This is a genomic window from Nonomuraea sp. NPDC050547, assembly GCF_044457345.1.
Taxonomy (GTDB): Bacteria; Actinomycetota; Actinomycetes; order Streptosporangiales; family Streptosporangiaceae; genus Nonomuraea.
Map to the genome: position 1 here is coordinate 248,787 of NZ_JBITGW010000013.1, position 16,441 is coordinate 265,227.

Genomic DNA, 16,441 nt, shown 5'->3' on the forward strand with positions numbered 1-16,441 from the left:
TTAGATTTCGAGACGGCGATAGATGGTGGCCCTGGAGACGCCGAAGCGGGCTGCTATCTCCTCGACGGCAAGGCCTTCGGCGTACAGGGAACGCGCCTGCGCCAGTTGCTCCTGGGCGAGCGCGGCAGGGCGCCCGCCGCTCCGCCCCCGGGCGCGGCCGCGCGGCGTGGGAGGGCCCGGTTCGCCGAGGAGCGCCCGAGCCCCGTCGAGGATGAGGCCGCGCAGCCGCTCGGCGGGTTCGTCGCGGAACAGCACCACGGGGTCGGCCAGCCCGGCGACCACCTGGGAGGCGCGCACCCGCTGCGCCAGGCCGCCCCCTGGACCGGCCACCAGCTCGTTGGCCAGGGCGATCGCGGCGCGGAAGCGATCGGCCACCGGAGCCTGCACCAGCAGCGTCATGTCCTTGACCAGCATGGTGAGCGTGCCGCGGTGGCGCAGGTGCACGTCGACGTAGCCCTCGATCGCCCGCCACCGCACCTCGTCCGGACCGCCGCCCCCGGACTCGGCCTCGGCCAGGACCAGCTCCAGTTCGTCCAGCAGCGGCAGCGTGAGGCGGCGAAGGATGTCGTCCTTGGAGTCGAAGTGGTAGTAGAGGGCGGCCTTGGTGATGCCGACCCGGTCGGCGATGGCCTGCATGGAGGTGGCGCGGTAGCCGCGGGCGGCGAACAGATCGCGCGCGGCGTCCAGAATCCGCTGAGATGTCACGTAGCTCACTTACCCGTGGTCAGTTCTTTCGCTATATTGCTAACCACCAGTCAGTCTATTGCTCTGGAGATGATCCGTATGCGGACCAAGGTGTCCTTCACCGCCGCCGGCGTCCGGTGTGCCGGCTACCTTTACCTGCCCGCCGGATCCGGGCGATCGGCGTGCGTGGTGCTCTGCCACGGCTTCAGCGGGACGATGGACCGGCTTTTCGACTACGCCGAGCGCTTCGCGGCCGAGGGTTTCGCGGCGCTCGTGTTCGACTATCGGGGCTTCGGCGAAAGCGACGGCAAGCCTCGCCAGTTTCCTGACGTCGCCGGGCAGATCATCGACGTCCGCGCCGCCGTCGCCTTCGCGCGGGGGCACGAGCGGATCGATCCCGACAGAGTCCTGCTGTGGGGCAACTCGCTGGGCGGCGCGCACGCCATCACCGTGGCCGCCGCCGACCCCAGGGTTCCCGCGGTCGTGGCGCAGATCCCGTTCAACGGATTCCCGAAGAAGGTGCGGGGGCGCTCCACCGGCAGCACCTTGCGGTTGCTGGGCGCGATCTTCTGGGACACGATCCGCGGCAAGCTGGGCCTCAGGCCGTACTACATCCCCATGGTGGGACGGCCCGGAGACCTCGCCGTGACCGCGACCGAGGAGGCCGATCAGCACATCCAGACACTCACCGGCGGCGGCGAGACGCTGTGGCGGAACAGCATCGCGCCCAGAGGGCTGCTGCAGATGATGCGCTACCGGCCCGCGGAAGCCGCGGCGCGCCTGGCCTGCCCGCTGCTGGTCTGCGTCGCCGCCGACGATCAGGAGACGCCGTTGGAGACCACGCGGGAGCTCGCCGACCGCGCGCCCGAAGGCGAACTGCGCGCCTACCCGGGCACCCATTTCACCTTCTACACCGACCCGGCGCTCCGGGCACGTGTGGTCGCCGACCAGATCGACTGGCTGGCGAAGAGGGGAACCCCGCACGCGGCCTGACCACGCGGGGGCCGCGTCGGTCATCAACGTGTCTGTACGGCAGGCACATCACCACGAAAGGACGTAGCACGTGTTTCGCACGCCGTTGATCGCCTTGCTGGGCGCATGGTCTCTCGTCGCCCTGCCCGCATCGGCCACAGCCACCCCGCACAATTGGACGAGGGGGTGGGCGGCCGCCGTACAACATCCCAGTCAGAGCGAGTGGATCTCCAACTGGGCCTACGAGGGGTTCAAGAACCATTCCGTACGCCAGGTCGTCCGCGTCGGCGCCGCGGGCTCAAGCCTGCGGCTGCGACTGTCCAACGTGTACGGCACCGCCCCCCTCCGGCTGACCGGCGCGAGCATCGGCAGGTCGGCGGGCGGCGCGACGGTACGGCCGGCGACGATGCGGACGGTCAGGTTCGGCAGGTCCGCGTCCGTGACCATCCCCGCCGGCGGGCGCGTGGCGGCCGATCCGGTGGACCTGCGGGTGAAGGCCGGCGAGCACGTGACCGTGACCCTGTATCTCAAGGACTCCACCGGCCCGGCGACCAACCACAACCTCGCGGTCGCCACGTCCTACCGGGCCACCGGAGACCACCTGCGCACTCCCGGGGCGGCCCCGTTCACCGAGCGGAGCACCTCCTGGTACTACCTCGCCGCCTTGGACGTCTCCAGCCGCCGCCCGGCGCAGAGGGAGACGATCGTGGCCTTCGGTGATTCGATCACCGACGGCCAGGCCGCGACGACGGACGCCGACCGCCGCTACCCGGACGTACTCGCCCAGCGGCTGAAGCGCGCGGGCCGCTCGGAGGTGGTACTGAACAGCGGCATCGGCGGCAACCGGGTGCTCAACGACTCGGCGTGCCTCGGCGAGAGCTTCCTCAACCGGTTCCGGCGCGACGCTCTCGACCACCCCGGAGTACGGACGGTGATCACGATGGGCGGCATCAACGACATCATGCACGGCGACACCTCGCCATCGGCCTGCACGACGCCGAACCCGAAGGCGACCAGCGAAGCCCTGATCAACGGCTACCGGAAGCTGATCCGCACCGCCCGCGCCGAGGGCGTGAAGATCATCGGCGGGACCCTTCCGCCCTTCAAGGGCTCCCCGCTCTTCACCGACCACGGCGAGTCGGTACGCGACGCGGTCAACCGGTGGATACGCAGCGGCGGCGAGTTCGACGGCATCGTGGACTTCGACCGCGCGCTGGCCGACCCGGCCGACACCGACCGCCTCCGCCCCGCCTACGACAGCGGAGACCGACTCCACCTGAACGACGCCGGCTACCGGGTCATGGCCGAGGCCGTCAACCTCGCCGCCCTCTGATGCCGGGGGGTATATCGGACTACTGCATTCAGTATGTAAGATCACAGACGAAGTGGAGGGGAGTACTCCTTCGCGGCCGCGTCGTCATCACGGACCCGCCCCCGGGGCCCGGCGCGGTCGGTCCGCGACATCGCGGGCGGAGAAGACCTCCGACGGACGTGCCAACGCCAAGTCGGAGGAGCTTTCATGCCCCCACCCCTGTCCGTGCCCGCCTGGCTGTGGGCGGCCACCATCGCCACCCTGCTCGGGCTGATCCTGCTCGATCTGATCATCGTCAACAGGAGACCCCACAAGGTCACGATCGCCGAGTCGGCGCGGTGGATCGCCTTCTACATCGGCTGTGCCGCCGCTTTCGGCGCAGCCGTGTGGATCTTCGGCGGCGATGACCACGCGGCCTCCTACATCACCGGCTACATCACCGAGTACACGCTGAGCGTGGACAACCTGTTCATCTTCATGCTCATCATGGCGAACTTCGCCGTGCCCGCCATTCACCAGCACCGCGTGCTGCTCATCGGGATCATGATGGCGCTGGTCATGCGCGGCGTCTTCATCGGTGTGGGCGCGCAGGCCGTACAACGGTTCAGCTGGGTGTTCTGGCTCTTCGGCGGCATCCTCATCTACACCGCGTGGAAATTCGCCTTCGACAGCAAGGACGACGACGAGTACGACCCCAACGGCGGCGTGGTCCGGCTGGTGCGCAGGCTGTTCCCGGTCACCGACGACTACCACGGCTCGCGGCTGACCATCAAGCGGGACGGCCGCCGCATGCTGACCCCGATGTTCATCGTCATCATCGCCATCGGCGGCGCGGACCTGGTCTTCGCGGTCGACTCGATCCCCGCGATCTTCGGCATCACCCAGGACGCCTACCTGGTCTTCGCGGCCAACGCGTTCGCGCTGATGGGGCTCAGGCAGCTGTACTTCCTGCTCGGCGGCCTCGTGGAGAAACTCGTCTATCTCACGTACGGCCTGGCCGTCATCCTCGCCTTCATCGGCGTGAAACTCGTTCTGCACGCGCTGCACGAGAACGAGCTGCCGTTCATCAACGGCGGCGAACACGTCACCTGGGTTCCCGAGATCAACAACTGGATATCGCTGGCCGTCATCGTCACCGTTCTCGCCGTCACGACGGTGGCGAGCCTGGTCAAGTCCAGGCGAGACGGCCGCCGGATCACCGAGCCGGCCGTACCCGAGCACGCCGACCAGCCGCGCGACTGACGAGAGGGCGGGCCCGCCGCCGGTCGGCGGGCCCGCCCTCTCGGCGACCGTCGGACTATTGTCCGGGTCTGGGCAGCAGGCAGCCGGGCCGGTTCAGGTCGATCTTGTTTCCTGGCGCGACGCACGTGGTGAGCCAGTACGTCTGGGTGCCGTAGGCGGCGGCCTTCTTCGCGGTGATGACGCCGTCGCGGTTCATCTCACACGGGTTGTTCAGCGTGCACCTGTCGCCGTCGCGGTTGCTGGTGTTGTTGATCCCGACGACCTCGCCGCTCGCCGCGTCGAGGACCGGGGAGCCCGAGGTGCCGGGGCCCGTCTTGCAGGCCGGCGTGTAGCGCAGGACGTCCTTGGTCATGTAGCCCGACTCCAGCACGCGGTACGCGAGCCGGTCGACGGCGCACGAGTAGACCTTCTTCAGGCTGCCGGAGACCACCCGGATCTCCCTGCCCGGTTCCGGGCGTCGCTCCGAGATCGTGCGCGGGCGGATGCGGTGGTCCCGCTCCAGTTGCCGATACGTCGTGCCGAGCTGGTACAGCGCGATGTCGGTACCGGTCATGGTCACATAGAGCGCTTTGGCGGCGTGCAGGGCGGCCGCGGTCTTGCCGGTGGCGTCGAGCAGCTCGAACAGCCGGTGGGAGGGCTGGTCCACCAGAACCTCGTCGGGAACCGGCCACGCGCCCTCGTAGCAGTGGCCGTTCGTCAGGATGAGCGCCGGGTCGGCGGGGGTGGAGGCCGGCAGCCGTACCAGCGCTCCCGAGCAGCCGTTGACGTTGACGCTTCCGGCCAGGTCCGCGGTCGCGGCCTGCGCCGGGTGCGTCACCAGCGACAGGCCGAGAAGGGTGACGGTCAGCGTCGCGGTGATTCGTTGAAGTCTGCGCATGTCAGGTCCGTTCATTGCATGCCGGGGCAGGAGCCCCCGCTGGTGCGGCCGGTACGGAAGAAGTCGATCGCCTTCGCGGCGCAGGGCAGGCGGCTCAGCGAGCCGTGCATGCCGTCCTGGATCGTCAGCAGGGTTCCGCCGACGGCCTTCTCCGCGTCCACCGCCCAGGCGTACGGCGTGACGGATTCGCCGACATGGCCGGACAGTTGCAGCGGGCTGCTCCCCTTGACCGGCTGCAACGGGATCGCGGGCCACGGCCATCCCGCGCACCAGCCGCCGAACTCGATTCTGCCGCCGGCGCCCGGGAAGCGTTGCCGGCGATTCTGCGCGTCGGCCCACACCTGTTCGAAGTCGCGCCCGCCGGTTCCCTCGTTGCAGAAGATCGCGTTGTACTGGGTGGTGTTCATGCCCAAGGGCGCGTCGTCGAAGCCGTACACCTGCGCGGCGGCCGGGTCCGGCCGCGCCGAGCGCGGGATGCCGCCCTCCCGGACGGTGGCCAGATCCCTGGCGGTAGCGGCCCAGCCCTCGGCGCCCACGCCGAGCAGCCCTCCGACCCAGTCGCCGTCCAGCCGGATCTTCTTGCCGACCACCACCGGCTTGCGGTCGAGCCGGTCACGGAGGGCGAAGATCGTCGTGCGGACGGCGGCGGCGGTCGTTCCGAAGTGGTACTCGGCGTCACGTCCGGCCGTCCAGGCGAGGAACCCCTCGAAGGCCTTCTCGGCGACCGCGTCGGTGACGGCGTCCATGGCGGCGAGGTCCATGACGGGTGGCATCACCGAGTCCACCCACATCCGGTCCACCCGGTCGTCGAACAGCGACCTGTAGGTCAAGCCCACGGAGGTGCCGTACGACACCCCATAGAAACTGATCTTCGGCGCGTCGAGCGCCGCACGGATCGCGTCGACGTCACGGGCGATGTTCGAGGTGGTCAGCTGCCGGACGAAGTCGGGATCCTTCGCGGTGCACCGCTTGTTGGAGGCGGCCATCCGGCTGAAGGCGGCCTTCGCCATGGCCTTGGCGGACGCGCCGGGCGGCGGCTCGCCGGGGGAGCCCTCGTCGCAATGGATCTTGTCGCTGTAGCCCACGCCCCGGGGGTCGAACCCGATCAGGTCGTGGTCGGCGGCCAGCGTGCCGAGGCCGTTGGTCGCATACGAGGCCGAGGCGGTGATGTTGGAGATCCCGGGGCCGCCGGGGCTGATCACCAGCACGCCGCGGCGCCTGCCGGGGTCGGTGGCCTTGAGCCGGCTCACCGCGATCTTGATCGTACGGCCCCGCGGGTTCGCATAGTCCATCGGGACCGTCAGCATCGCGCACTCGGTCCCGGGGTCGTTCGCGACGGGCCAGTCCTTGGCCGTCGTGGCGCATCTCTTCCAGGCCAAAGGCTCCGTCGCCGCGCCCGCCGTACCGGCCGCGGGCGGCAGGCCGGTCAGGCACACGGTCGCGGCCAGCGTCAGTGCGGCACGTGAGAGATGACGAGTGCCGAGCATCGTCGCACCCTTCGGTGGTCCGGCCCGCGCGCCCTGCGGCACGCGAGGTACGCCGTCGGGCGTACTCCGGTCATCCTGGGCACGCCTTGTATCCACGCCGTGTCGGCCGCCCCGCGGCCGTCCATCGGTTCCACCGCTGTTTGACCTTGACGCGACGACAATGCCTAGCGTGGCGGCATGAAAAGAATCGGCGATCGGCGGTACGGCGTCCGCCGTCTCAGCCGTCCGGGTTTCGACCTCGCCTACGTCCGGGCGGGCAGGCGCGGCGCGACACCGCTCCTGGTGATCCCGGGCGGCCCCGGCCTGGCCTCGGTTCTGCCCTACCGCCGCCTGCGGCGGATGGCGGCCGCGGGCGGCTTCGACATCATCATGGTCGAGCACCGCGGGGTCGGGTTCTCCCGCCGTGACCGTGACGGCGTGGACCTGCCGTGGCCGGCCCTCACCATCACCGCGGCCGTCGAGGATCTGGTGGCGGTGCTGGACGCGTGCGAGGTGGAGCGGGCCGTGGTGTACGGCACCTCGTACGGCGGCTATCTCGCCCAGGTACTCGGCGCCACCCACCCCGGCCGGGTGGCCGCCATGGTGCTGGACTCGACCTACGCCTCGGTGACCGACTTCGACATCTGCCGCGACCACCTGCGGCGACTGCTGTGGGACGGCGCGGATCCGGGTACGGCCGGCGTGGCCGCGACGCTGCGCCGGCTGGTGGCGTCCGGGTCGGTCGCCCCCGAGGAGGCCGGCGCCGTGGTGCCCCTGGTCTATGAGATCGGGGGAGTGCCGCTGCTGAGCAAGCTGCTGGCGGCCATGGCCAAGGGACGGCGGCGGCTGTGGAACCGGCTGGCCGCCCTGATCACCGCGGAGCTCACCCGGGTGCGACCGTACTCCATGGAGTTCGACCTGGCCGGTGTGATCTACTTCCGCGAGGCCTACGCGCAGCGACCGGACGGGCGTCCCCTCGATCCGGCGGTCGCCTACGCCGGAATCGCCGGCCGCTACCCGGCGTTCGCGGGCGAGCCCGTCGACGTTCCCGCCGCCCTGCCGGGCTTCACCTGGCCGGTGGCCGTGCTGTCCGGCGCCCGCGACCTGCGCTCGGTCCGGTCCGTCGCCGAGCGTATCGGCGACCTGGTCCCGGACGGCGTTGTGGTGCCGTTCGACCGCCTGGCGCACAGCATCCTGGACTCCCACCCCGCCGCGGCCCTGGCCGTCGCGAAAGCCGTGGCCCGCGGCGATCATCACCTCCTCCCGGCTCAGGCGAACGGATTGGCGGAACGACGCGGCGGCGGCCGGGCACGCCTGGCCGCCGCCGCCCTGCACGTCTCACTCGCCGTCACCAGCCCCGGCAGGTAGGCCCGAGGGGGCGTAGGCCTGGAGGAAGGTGCCGACGGCGATCCGGGCCAGCTCCCGCAGCTCATCGTCGCCGAGGAGCCGGGTGCCCATGCGGGAGCGCGCCTCCAAGGGGCCGATGAGCAGGGCGAGCAGCTGCTCGGCCGCCAGTTCGGGGTCGGTGGTACGCAGGCGGCCGGCCAGGATGAGGCGGGCCAGCCGGTCGGCCAGCGCCTGGGTGAGCCGGTGGGGACCGGACTCGGTGACGACGTCGAGGATGTCGGGAAAGCGGATGATCTCCGAGTAGAGGAGGCGTCGCAGCGCGCAGGAGTGCTCGTCGCAGTGCAGGCGCAGCAGTGCGTGGCCGACGTTCTCCAGGGTGGCGCGCAGGTCGTCGCCCGGTTCGACGAGCGGCTCCAGCGCGGCCAGGCGCTGCCGCAGGGCGGTCTGCGCCGCGTCCTGGACGGCGTGCCTGAACAGCGTCGCCTTGTCGGTGAGGTGGTTGTAGACCGTCGGTTTGGCCACACCCGCCTCGTCGGCGATCTCCTGGACGCAGGCCTGGGCGTAGCCCTGCCGGGCGAACACGGCGAACGCGCCCCGCAGGATCGCCTGCCGCTTGTCGATCCGTCCGCGCGATGTGGTCATGGACCGACTATACCCGTGGGTTCACTGCAGCTGACTTGCTAGTTGCATGCATACGCATCAGATAACTATGTTGAACCCGTGAGTTCAATAGACGATCGTTTGGATCCCCGCCTCCTGGCGATGATCGCCGTGATCCTGCTCGGCGGACTGCTGGGCATCCTCAACAGCACGATGGCGGCCGTGGCCACCGGCACCCTGGCCACCGCCTTCGACACCTCGCTCAACACCGTCGGCTGGGCCTCGACGGGATTCCTGCTCGCCGTCACCGCCACCATCCCGTTCACCACGTGGGCGGTCGACAGGTTCGGCGGCAAACGGCTCTGGCTGGCCGGCCTGGTGGTGTTCATGGCGGGCTCGCTGGCAGCGGGGCTGGCGTGGAACGTCGGCAGCCTGATCGCCTTCCGGGCCCTCCAGGGCGTCGGCGCCGGGATCCTGGACCCGCTGGTGCTGGTCCTGCTGGCCCGCGCCGCCGGACCGCGACACGCGGGACGGGTGATGGGGCTGATGGGAGTGGTGCTGTCACTGGGGCCCGTCCTCGGGCCGATCGCGGGCGGGGCCGTGGTGAACGCCCTGGACTGGCGCTGGATGTTCCTGCTCAGCGTGCCCGCCGGCCTGCTCGCGTACCTGCTCGCCCGGCGCGTGGTGCCCGACGAGGCGCCTGCGGACCAGGTACGGACCCGGCTGGACGTTCTGGGCCTGGCCCTGCTCGCGCCCGGATTCGCGGCTCTCGTGCTGGCCGTGTCGCAGTCGGCCGAGCAGGGCGGGCAGGTCGCCCTCCCGCTGATCGCGGGCGCGGCACTGATCGCCGGCTATGCCGTGCACGCGTCGCGGACCCGCCGTACACCGCCCCTGATCGAGCCCAGATTGTTCGCCAGCCGCGGCTTCGTCGCCGGCGTCACCATCATGGGGCTCGGCGGCCTGGCCAACTTCGCCACCCTGTTCGCCCTGCCGCTGTACTACCAGCAGGCACACGGGCACGGCGTGCTGGCCGCCGGACTGCTGATGGCTCCCGCGGGCCTGGGCGGGGCGATCGCCATGCCGCTGGCCGGACGGCTGTCGGACCGGTTCGGCGCTCGCGGCCTGGCCACGGCGGGCGCGATCCTGGCCGGGCTCAGCGCGCTCGCCTTCACCCAGATCGGCGCCGGCACCGCCGAGGTCTGGCCCGTGCTCGCCGCGCTGGCGATCGGGCTCGGCATGGGCTGCTTCAGCGCCCCGACCATGGGGTCGCTCTACCGCAGCCTGCCCGGCCCGCTGGTGGCGCAGGGCAGCTCCGTCATCTACATGCTCAACCAGCTCGGCGCCGCCCTGGGCGTCGCCATGGTCACGCTCGTCCTGCAGCTCGCCGGTGACCCGATCACCGGCTTCCACGGCATCTTCTGGCTCGCCCTCGCCATGATCGCGATCATTCTCGCCGTCATCCCGCTCCTGCCCTCTCGCGAACCCGCGCTGACCGGAAAGGCCTCCCAGTGAAGACCCTCGTGATCACCGGTGGCACCGACGGGATGGGCAGAGAGCTCGCCCGCACCTACCTGCGCCGCGGCGACACCGTCGTCATCGTCGGCCGCGACAAGGACAAAGCCCTCCCCGGCGCCCACCTCATCGCGGCCGACCTGAGCCTGGTCAGCGAGAACCGGCGCGTCATCGCCGAGATCAACGCCGCCTACCCGGCCGTCGACGCACTCGTGCTGTGCGCCCGCTACTTCCGCTCCGCCCGGTCCGTCACCTCAGAGGGGATCGAGGCCACCTTCGCCCTGGAGTACCTGAGCCGCCACCTGCTCAGCCACGGCCTGACCGACCCGGGAGTCATCGTCAACGTGTCAGGGCCGGGCGTACCGATCGGACGCATCCACTGGGACGATCCGATGTTCGAGCGCGGCTACGACGGGGTGGCGGCCCAGATGCAGGCCGGGCGCGCCAACGACCTGCTCGGCACCGCCTTCTCCGCCGGCCGTACCCGATATGTCCTCATCAACCCCGGGCCGGTGTCCACCGCTTTCCGCGGCGAGTACGACGCCGCCACCGCCGCCCACGTCGAATCGCTCAAGAGGTACGGCGCGCCCGTCGCCGAAGGCGTCAAACCGATCGTCGCCCTCATCGACGACCCACCCGGCGCCCCGCTCAGCGCCTTCACGCAGGGCAGGCCGATCAGCCTGGACCACCCGTCCTTCTCCCCGGAGGCCGCCGCGCGGCTCGGCGACCTCACCCGCCACCTGCTGAACTCCCTGGCGTAACCACCGGCGCCGGTGGTGCGCATGGGTCCGGTCATCAATGGGCAAGGTCCGTTCCCACCGGGCACGTTCATCATCAACGGCCGCGACCGATGCCTAGGATCAACTGAACCCCGGCACCGATCCTGGAGCGTTCAGCCATGTTCACCGTAGAACTCACCTGTCCTGGCAGCAGAGACAATGCGGTCACCATCAAGACCGACCTGGATCTCAATCGCGGCGGCCTGGACACCATCTCCAACTCCGGAACCTGCCCCTTGTACATCGGATCGCTCGACGCGTCGGGCAATGTGCTCAACGACCTGGAGGTGAAGCCCCAGGAATCCGTCAGCCACTATCAGCCGCCGGCCGGCGCGACGAGAATCTATGCCGTGTGCAACAACGCCTGCGACGGGTTCGCGGTGCTGACCTACGACGACCCCGACCTCCGCTCCTGAGCCGATGGGATGGTGCGGCCCCGCCACAACGTCCAGGCGGGGTACCCCCATCGCGCTCAAGCCATAAATACGTTGCGGGGCCCGCGACGGGCGGGCAAGCTGTGTCGATCGAGCGGCGGCGAGCGCTGCCTGAACTAAGGAGGGCTGACGGATGGCCATCACCGTGCTGCGGCATGTCCGCATCGGTTCCACCTCTTTGTTCAGGAGCACACCCGTTGTCTTCCGAGTACGAACTCTCTGACTCCCCCTCCCAGCCGGCCGATGCCTTCGCCTTCACGTTCCATTCGGTCGACGAGGCGCTGGGCCCGAATCAGCGGTGGTCCACCTGGCTGGACGTCGAGCGCGGTTCGCGCGGCCCGGAACCACGCCCCTCGTGGGTCGTGACGGAACAGGCTGCGATCGACACCGAGCTCGGCATTCTCAAAACCGGCAAGGAAGCCGACGTCTTCCTGCTCGAACGGGCCGTCGAAGCCATCGGCGACAACCCGGCGAAGTCCTCGCTGCTGGCCGCGAAGCGGTACCGCACCGAGGAACACCGCTCCTTCCACCGCAGCACGTCGTACGTCGAGGGCCGCCGTACCCGCAACAGCCGCGACAGCCGGGCGATCGCGAAGAAGACCTCGCACGGCCGCAGCGTCGCGGCCGGTCAGTGGGCGTACGCCGAATGGGACGCACTCAACCGGCTGTGGACGGCCGGCGTCCCGGTGCCGTATCCCGTGCAGGTGGACGGCACCGAGCTGCTGATGGAGTTCATCGACGACGGCGAGGGCGGCGCCGCGCCCCGGCTCGCCCAGGTCCGGCCGTCGAAGGAGCTGCTCGGCGTGTACTTCGAGCAGCTCCGCGACAGCATGCGTGAACTGGCCCGCGCGGGGCTCGCGCACGGCGACCTCTCGCCGTTCAACGTCCTGGCGCAGGCCGAGCGGATCGTGATGATCGACCTGCCCCAGGTCGTCGACATCGTGGGCAACCCGAAGGGCATGGACTTCCTGATGCGCGACTGCCACAACATGGCCACGTGGTTCACGAACCGGGGGCTCGAGATCGACGAACAGGAGCTGTTCGCAGACCTGCTCACGATGGTGTTCTGACCGCGGTGTCTCAGGGGTGTTGTCCGCCCTCCGTGATCCGCCGGAGCACAGTTGTGTACTCCTGGAACGCGGCGCGCCCCTCCTTGGTCAGCGTCAGCCAGGTCCTGGGCCGCTTGCCGACGAAGCCCTTCTTCACCCGCACATAGCCCGCCTTCTCCAGCGTGTCGAGGTGCTTGGACAGCAGCGAGTCACTGACCTCGATCGTGTCCCGCAGGAAGCGGAAGTCGGCCGTTTCGGCCGCCGCGAGCAGCGCCATGATGGACAGCCGCACCGGGGCGTGGATGATCTCGTCGAGCGCGTGCCGGGGATGGTTCACCGTTCACCCGTGGAGCGGAACACGCGCAGCGCGCCCCGGCGGCCGGCCTTCCGTACCGCGCTCCGCGCGCGATCCACTTCGCGAAGCGCGGAATCGGCCGACAGATCATCATGACCAGTCATGTTTCCTCCTGCTCATGTACTTGACTCTTCCTAGAGTACTCAACTCCCGTTCAAGTGGCTAGGTCACTCGGCCGGGCAGGTCGTGCCCGGTGCGGGGAGCACCGCTGCCAGGGCCACCGCGCCTGTGAGAATCGCCAAAGCTCTTCGCATGATCGTCTCCTCGCCGTCACCGGTCCCACCGCCGCCCCGGGCGCGCGCCGCATCGCGTCGTGCGCGTCAGCCCCCGTGCGTGGGTAGTCATGACCTCCAGTCTCGGCGGCGCCGTACTGGGAAACCTCGTCCGCACGGGGGATCGTCGACTGGGAACAGGCTCCTAGCCTCGATCCAGCCAAGGCCGGCGATCGGCCTTCACCCCTCGGACGCGCGGAAGGTTCGCCGGTAGGCCAGGGGCGATACGCCGAGGGCGGTGCGCATGTGCTGGCGTAGTGAGGCGGTCGTGCCGAACCCGGCGCGGCGGGCGATCCGGTCGATGGTGAGATCGCTGGCCTCCAGCAGGTGGCGGGCGAGTTCCACCCGCTGCCGGGTGAGCCAGTCGCCCGGGCTCATCCCGACTTCCTGCTGGAAGCGGCGGCTGAGGGTCCGTACGCTCATCCGGGCGTGCCCGGCGAGTTCGCTCAGCGACAGTGGACGGTCCAGCCGCTCCAGCGCCCAGGCCCGCGTGGCCGCGGTCGCGGTGGTGGACGGGCTCGGCACGGGACGTTCGATGTACTGCGCCTGCCCGCCCTCGCGCCAGGGCGGCGTGACGCAGTAGCGGGCCGCGCGGTTGGCGATCGCGCTGCCCTGGTCGCGGCGGAGGATGTGCATGCACAGGTCGACGCCGGCGGCCACTCCGGCGGAGGTGAGCACGTCGCCGTCGTCCACGAAGAGCACGTCGGCGTCCCATTTCACCTTCGGGAACAGCCGCTGGCAGCGCTCGGCCTCCTGCCAGTGCGTGGTGGCGGGGCGGCCGTCGAGAAGCCCGGCCGCGGCGAGGAGGACGGCGGCGGTGCAGATCGAGATGACGCGTGTGCCCGGCCGCAGCATGGCGAAGACGCCGACCGGCAGCTCGAGCACGTCCCCGTCCACGGGATCCCACACGAACGGCGGGACGACCAGGGTGTCGGCGGTCTCGAGCGCCTCGGGGCCGTGTTCCACCATGAGGGCGAAATCGGCTGAAGTGGTGACGGGACCGCCGTCGGGCGAGCAGGTGATCACCTCGTAGAGCCGTTCGTCCGCGGGCCCCCGGGCCGAGCCCAAGATCCGCCCCGGGATCCCCAGCTCGAACGGGTAGACCTTGTCAACGGCGAGAACCACAACCCGGTGCATGGCCTGATCCTTGCGCATGATGGCCATGAGGTCACTTTTGGCCGCTGGTCCGTTCCGGCACGCTGGCCGGGGCCGTCGTCCGACGGAACGTACCCGCGAAGAAGGAGGTCGTTGATGCGCGCGATCAGCCAAGAGGTCCTCGGCGGTCCGGAGGTCCTCACCCTCGTCGAGCTCGACCGGCCGGCACTGGGGCCCTCGGACGTCCTGGTCCGGGTTCATGCCGCCGGCGTCAACCCGACCGACTGGATGCACCGCAAAACCGGTCTATATCTGGGCGCGCCGCCGTTCGTCCTGGGCTGGGATGTTTCCGGTGTCGTCGAGGCCGTCGGAGCGGGCGTGACGCTGCACAAGCCGGGCGACGAGGTCTTCGGCATGCTCGACTACCCACGGGGCGCCGGGGCCTACGCCGAGTACGTGGCCGCCCCGTCCAGGAACTTCGCCCGCAAGCCGGCGGGGGTGGATCACGTGCGGGCCGCGGCGCTGCCGGTGGCCGGGCTCACCGCGTGGCAGGCCCTGGTGGACACAGCTGAGGTAGGGCCCGGCCGGCGGGTCCTCATCCACGCCGCGGCCGGCGGGGTGGGCCATCTCGCCGTGCAACTCGCCAAGGCCCGCGGCGCGTACGTGATCGGCACCGCCAGCGCGCCCAAGCACGACTTCGTCCGCGGCCTGGGCGCCGACGAAGTCGTCGACTACACCCGGACCGACTTCGCCGAGGTGGTGTCGGACGTCGACGTCGTGCTCAACGCCGTCGGCGGCGACTACGGCCCGCGCTCCCTGCGCACCCTGCGCGAAGGCGGCACTCTCATCTCCATCCTCTTCGCGCACTCGGAGAACATGGAGCCCGCGGCCAAGAAGCGTGGTATCCGGCTGGAGAACCTGACCGTCGAAGCCGACCACGCCGCCATCACGGCGATCGCCGGACTGGCCGCCGAGGGCCTCCTGCGCGCCGAGATCGACGGCGTACTGCCGTTGGAGCAGGCGGCAGAGGCGCACCGGCGCGGAGAAACCGGCCGAACCACCGGCAAACTCATCCTCACCGTGTCCGGATGACCGTGCCCGCCACATCACCCGGTCGAAGGGCGACCCGCTCGTGAAGCGGCCTGGACAATCAACGGCTATCAGCGCGAAGACGAAGAACGGCCTGCCTGCCGTGCCGGACATGTCGCCAGAAGCCGCAAGCCCTGATCGACGCCGACCGCGTGCGGACGTTCAGCGCGCCCTGCACGAAGACCTGGGCCATGCCGGTCCGGGGGCTGACCGTGACCTCGCGGGAAGCCGTGATCGAGGACACCGCCAACAGCCCGGCCTCGATGAGCGCGGCGAGGACGTCCGCCGTGCTCCGTGCCCGGTACCAACTCGTCAAGCCCAGAACCATGGCGGCGATGAGCGCCGGCCACCAGACCGCACCGAGGAGGAGATAGAGGAGCGCCCAGCCGCCGAGCCGGGCGGCGGCGGCATGGCCGTCCTGAACGGCAGTGATCTCCGCGCGGGGCGGGTCCGGGAGGAGCAGCCACAGCCTCGGCCACGCAGCAAGCAGATCGAGCGCGTACGCCCGGCGCACTCGCACGGCAAATGACCAGGCCGCCCTGGAAATCGCCGACGCCTTCTACTCTGCCCTCACCGACGGCGGTACAGCCCCGCCCGACGTCGAGCACGCGCCCACCGCACTGCACCGCGCGGTGCGCGGACTACGCGACAAGTACCCCGACAGCCCCGCCCTGTGGGCCTCGCATATCCATGCCGGTTCGTGAAAAGTCCAAGCCGGGTACTACTGCGCGGACAACCGTCGATCCGGTACGGCCGTCGCCAGCCTGATCGCGAGAATCAGCACGGCTACCAGGGCTACCGCGACCAGAGGGAGGCCCATCAGGAAACTCGCGCGCCATGACATCAACTCGGTGACGATCATCCCGATGAGCAGTCCCGCACCGAGGCCCGCCACGATCGCGGCGGCGGGAACCGGGATCGCCTTCCACAGTTCTGGCCCGGGGAACGCGGCTCTGACGAGGCCGGTCCCGGCCCACAGGACGACCGCTCCGGCCAGCGCCTGCAGCAGATGGCCGCCGATCAGCAGGCTGACCATGGGAGTGAGCGCGCACAGCAACGTAGCCACGCCGAAGGCGACCAGGCCGAAGGCGATCAACACGGTCAACAGCACCGTCTGGCGACGGGGCGCCGGGACCAGCACGCTCAGGAACGCGAGCAGGTAGCCGTAGACCCCCACCTGCATGATCGCGCCGGGCGCCGCAAGATCAGCGATGACGATCGGCATGATCGCGATCGTCATCGTCGCGTAGACGGACACGAGGAAGGCGCAGAAACCGAGGGCGACGAGCAGGGGCCAGCGTCCAGACATGCCAGAAACCATATCCGCGGGCGATCCGGACCGTATTCCAGGGGAAG

General features: G+C 70.0%; 17 protein-coding genes. 9 read left to right on the forward strand and 8 right to left on the reverse strand.

Features of this window, described 5'->3' with window-relative positions; genetic code table 11:
* Positions 1 to 705 (reverse strand): TetR family transcriptional regulator, encoded by a 705-nt coding sequence (locus ACIBHY_RS31240; protein WP_397244133.1) that lies wholly within the window; start codon positions 703 to 705, stop codon positions 1 to 3.
* Between the two features lie 69 nt (positions 706 to 774).
* On the opposite strand from ACIBHY_RS31240, the gene ACIBHY_RS31245 reads away from it, so the two are divergent.
* The 3 genes from ACIBHY_RS31245 (at position 775) to ACIBHY_RS31255 (ending at position 4,210) form a co-directional block, all read left to right on the forward strand.
* Positions 775 to 1,677: an alpha/beta hydrolase gene (locus ACIBHY_RS31245; protein WP_397308551.1), complete on the forward strand. Its 903-nt coding sequence runs from the start codon at positions 775 to 777 to the stop codon at positions 1,675 to 1,677.
* A gap of 70 nt (positions 1,678 to 1,747) precedes the next feature.
* Entirely contained in the window at positions 1,748 to 2,989 is a 1,242-nt protein-coding gene (locus tag ACIBHY_RS31250) for an SGNH/GDSL hydrolase family protein (protein WP_397308552.1), read from the forward strand.
* A gap of 186 nt (positions 2,990 to 3,175) precedes the next feature.
* Positions 3,176 to 4,210 carry a TerC family protein gene (locus ACIBHY_RS31255; protein WP_397244127.1) on the forward strand — a complete coding sequence of 345 codons (1,035 nt, stop codon included), beginning with the start codon at positions 3,176 to 3,178 and terminating at the stop codon, positions 4,208 to 4,210.
* A gap of 55 nt (positions 4,211 to 4,265) precedes the next feature.
* Here ACIBHY_RS31255 and ACIBHY_RS31260 read toward each other — a convergent pair whose 3' ends face one another.
* Both ACIBHY_RS31260 and ACIBHY_RS31265 read right to left on the reverse strand, forming a co-directional pair.
* Positions 4,266 to 5,087 (reverse strand): serine protease, encoded by an 822-nt coding sequence (locus ACIBHY_RS31260; RefSeq protein WP_397308553.1) that lies wholly within the window; start codon positions 5,085 to 5,087, stop codon positions 4,266 to 4,268.
* A gap of 11 nt (positions 5,088 to 5,098) precedes the next feature.
* Entirely contained in the window at positions 5,099 to 6,574 is a 1,476-nt protein-coding gene (locus tag ACIBHY_RS31265; RefSeq protein WP_397308554.1) for an alpha/beta fold hydrolase, read from the reverse strand.
* 177 nt (positions 6,575 to 6,751) lie between these two features.
* Here ACIBHY_RS31265 and ACIBHY_RS31270 point away from each other — a divergent pair, with 177 nt between their 5' ends.
* A complete protein-coding gene (locus ACIBHY_RS31270) occupies positions 6,752 to 7,921 on the forward strand; it encodes an alpha/beta hydrolase (protein WP_397308555.1) in 1,170 nt (389 codons plus the stop codon).
* Here the strand turns inward: ACIBHY_RS31270 and ACIBHY_RS31275 are convergent.
* Positions 7,892 to 8,542, reverse strand: a complete 651-nt coding sequence (locus tag ACIBHY_RS31275) for a TetR/AcrR family transcriptional regulator (RefSeq protein ID WP_397308556.1) — start codon at positions 8,540 to 8,542, stop codon at positions 7,892 to 7,894. The two genes, ACIBHY_RS31270 and ACIBHY_RS31275, sit on opposite strands and share 30 nt — an antisense overlap.
* A gap of 78 nt (positions 8,543 to 8,620) precedes the next feature.
* On the opposite strand from ACIBHY_RS31275, the gene ACIBHY_RS31280 reads away from it, so the two are divergent.
* The 4 genes from ACIBHY_RS31280 to ACIBHY_RS31295 all read left to right on the forward strand — a co-directional run bounded on the left by ACIBHY_RS31280 (position 8,621) and on the right by ACIBHY_RS31295 (position 12,295).
* Entirely contained in the window at positions 8,621 to 10,012 is a 1,392-nt protein-coding gene (locus ACIBHY_RS31280; protein WP_397308557.1) for a DHA2 family efflux MFS transporter permease subunit, read from the forward strand.
* Entirely contained in the window at positions 10,009 to 10,773 is a 765-nt protein-coding gene (locus ACIBHY_RS31285) for an SDR family NAD(P)-dependent oxidoreductase (protein ID WP_397308558.1), read from the forward strand. The genes ACIBHY_RS31280 and ACIBHY_RS31285 overlap by 4 nt, the downstream gene beginning before the upstream one ends.
* Before the next feature lie 137 nt (positions 10,774 to 10,910).
* On the forward strand, positions 10,911 to 11,207 hold the full coding sequence (locus ACIBHY_RS31290) for a hypothetical protein (RefSeq protein ID WP_397244113.1): 297 nt from the start codon (positions 10,911 to 10,913) through the stop codon (positions 11,205 to 11,207).
* 215 nt (positions 11,208 to 11,422) lie between these two features.
* Entirely contained in the window at positions 11,423 to 12,295 is an 873-nt protein-coding gene (locus tag ACIBHY_RS31295; RefSeq protein ID WP_397308559.1) for a serine protein kinase RIO, read from the forward strand.
* Positions 12,296 to 12,305: 10 nt separating this feature from the next.
* On the opposite strand, the gene ACIBHY_RS31300 is transcribed toward ACIBHY_RS31295, so the two are convergent.
* Both ACIBHY_RS31300 and ACIBHY_RS31305 read right to left on the reverse strand, forming a co-directional pair.
* Positions 12,306 to 12,611, reverse strand: coding sequence for a winged helix-turn-helix domain-containing protein (locus ACIBHY_RS31300; RefSeq protein ID WP_397308560.1), 306 nt, complete (start codon positions 12,609 to 12,611; stop codon positions 12,306 to 12,308).
* A 470-nt stretch (positions 12,612 to 13,081) separates the two neighbouring features.
* Positions 13,082 to 14,038: a GlxA family transcriptional regulator gene (locus ACIBHY_RS31305; RefSeq protein ID WP_397244105.1), complete on the reverse strand. Its 957-nt coding sequence runs from the start codon at positions 14,036 to 14,038 to the stop codon at positions 13,082 to 13,084.
* Between the two features lie 114 nt (positions 14,039 to 14,152).
* On the opposite strand from ACIBHY_RS31305, the gene ACIBHY_RS31310 reads away from it, so the two are divergent.
* Complete coding sequence (locus tag ACIBHY_RS31310) at positions 14,153 to 15,088, forward strand: NADP-dependent oxidoreductase (protein ID WP_397308561.1); 936 nt, start codon at positions 14,153 to 14,155, stop codon at positions 15,086 to 15,088.
* 58 nt (positions 15,089 to 15,146) lie between these two features.
* On the opposite strand, the gene ACIBHY_RS31315 is transcribed toward ACIBHY_RS31310, so the two are convergent.
* Both ACIBHY_RS31315 and ACIBHY_RS31320 read right to left on the reverse strand, forming a co-directional pair.
* A complete protein-coding gene (locus tag ACIBHY_RS31315; protein ID WP_397308562.1) occupies positions 15,147 to 15,605 on the reverse strand; it encodes a hypothetical protein in 459 nt (152 codons plus the stop codon).
* A 201-nt stretch (positions 15,606 to 15,806) separates the two neighbouring features.
* Positions 15,807 to 16,394 (reverse strand): hypothetical protein, encoded by a 588-nt coding sequence (locus ACIBHY_RS31320; protein WP_397308563.1) that lies wholly within the window; start codon positions 16,392 to 16,394, stop codon positions 15,807 to 15,809.
* Between the last annotated feature and the right edge of the window lie 47 nt (positions 16,395 to 16,441).

What these genes read in the sequence shown, in the direction of transcription:
- ACIBHY_RS31245 (WP_397308551.1), top strand. Translation starts at nt 775, where the DNA reads ATGATCCGTATGCGGACCAAGGTGTCCTTCACCGCCGCCGGCGTCCGG.
- ACIBHY_RS31255 (WP_397244127.1), top strand. Translation starts at nt 3,176, where the DNA reads ATGCCCCCACCCCTGTCCGTGCCCGCCTGGCTGTGGGCGGCCACCATC.
- ACIBHY_RS31260 (WP_397308553.1), bottom strand. Translation starts at nt 5,087, where the DNA reads ATGCGCAGACTTCAACGAATCACCGCGACGCTGACCGTCACCCTTCTC.
- ACIBHY_RS31265 (WP_397308554.1), bottom strand. Translation starts at nt 6,574, where the DNA reads ATGCTCGGCACTCGTCATCTCTCACGTGCCGCACTGACGCTGGCCGCG.
- ACIBHY_RS31270 (WP_397308555.1), top strand. Translation starts at nt 6,752, where the DNA reads ATGAAAAGAATCGGCGATCGGCGGTACGGCGTCCGCCGTCTCAGCCGT.
- ACIBHY_RS31275 (WP_397308556.1), bottom strand. Translation starts at nt 8,542, where the DNA reads ATGACCACATCGCGCGGACGGATCGACAAGCGGCAGGCGATCCTGCGG.
- ACIBHY_RS31290 (WP_397244113.1), top strand. Translation starts at nt 10,911, where the DNA reads ATGTTCACCGTAGAACTCACCTGTCCTGGCAGCAGAGACAATGCGGTC.
- ACIBHY_RS31305 (WP_397244105.1), bottom strand. Translation starts at nt 14,038, where the DNA reads ATGCACCGGGTTGTGGTTCTCGCCGTTGACAAGGTCTACCCGTTCGAG.
- ACIBHY_RS31310 (WP_397308561.1), top strand. Translation starts at nt 14,153, where the DNA reads ATGCGCGCGATCAGCCAAGAGGTCCTCGGCGGTCCGGAGGTCCTCACC.
- ACIBHY_RS31320 (WP_397308563.1), bottom strand. Translation starts at nt 16,394, where the DNA reads ATGTCTGGACGCTGGCCCCTGCTCGTCGCCCTCGGTTTCTGCGCCTTC.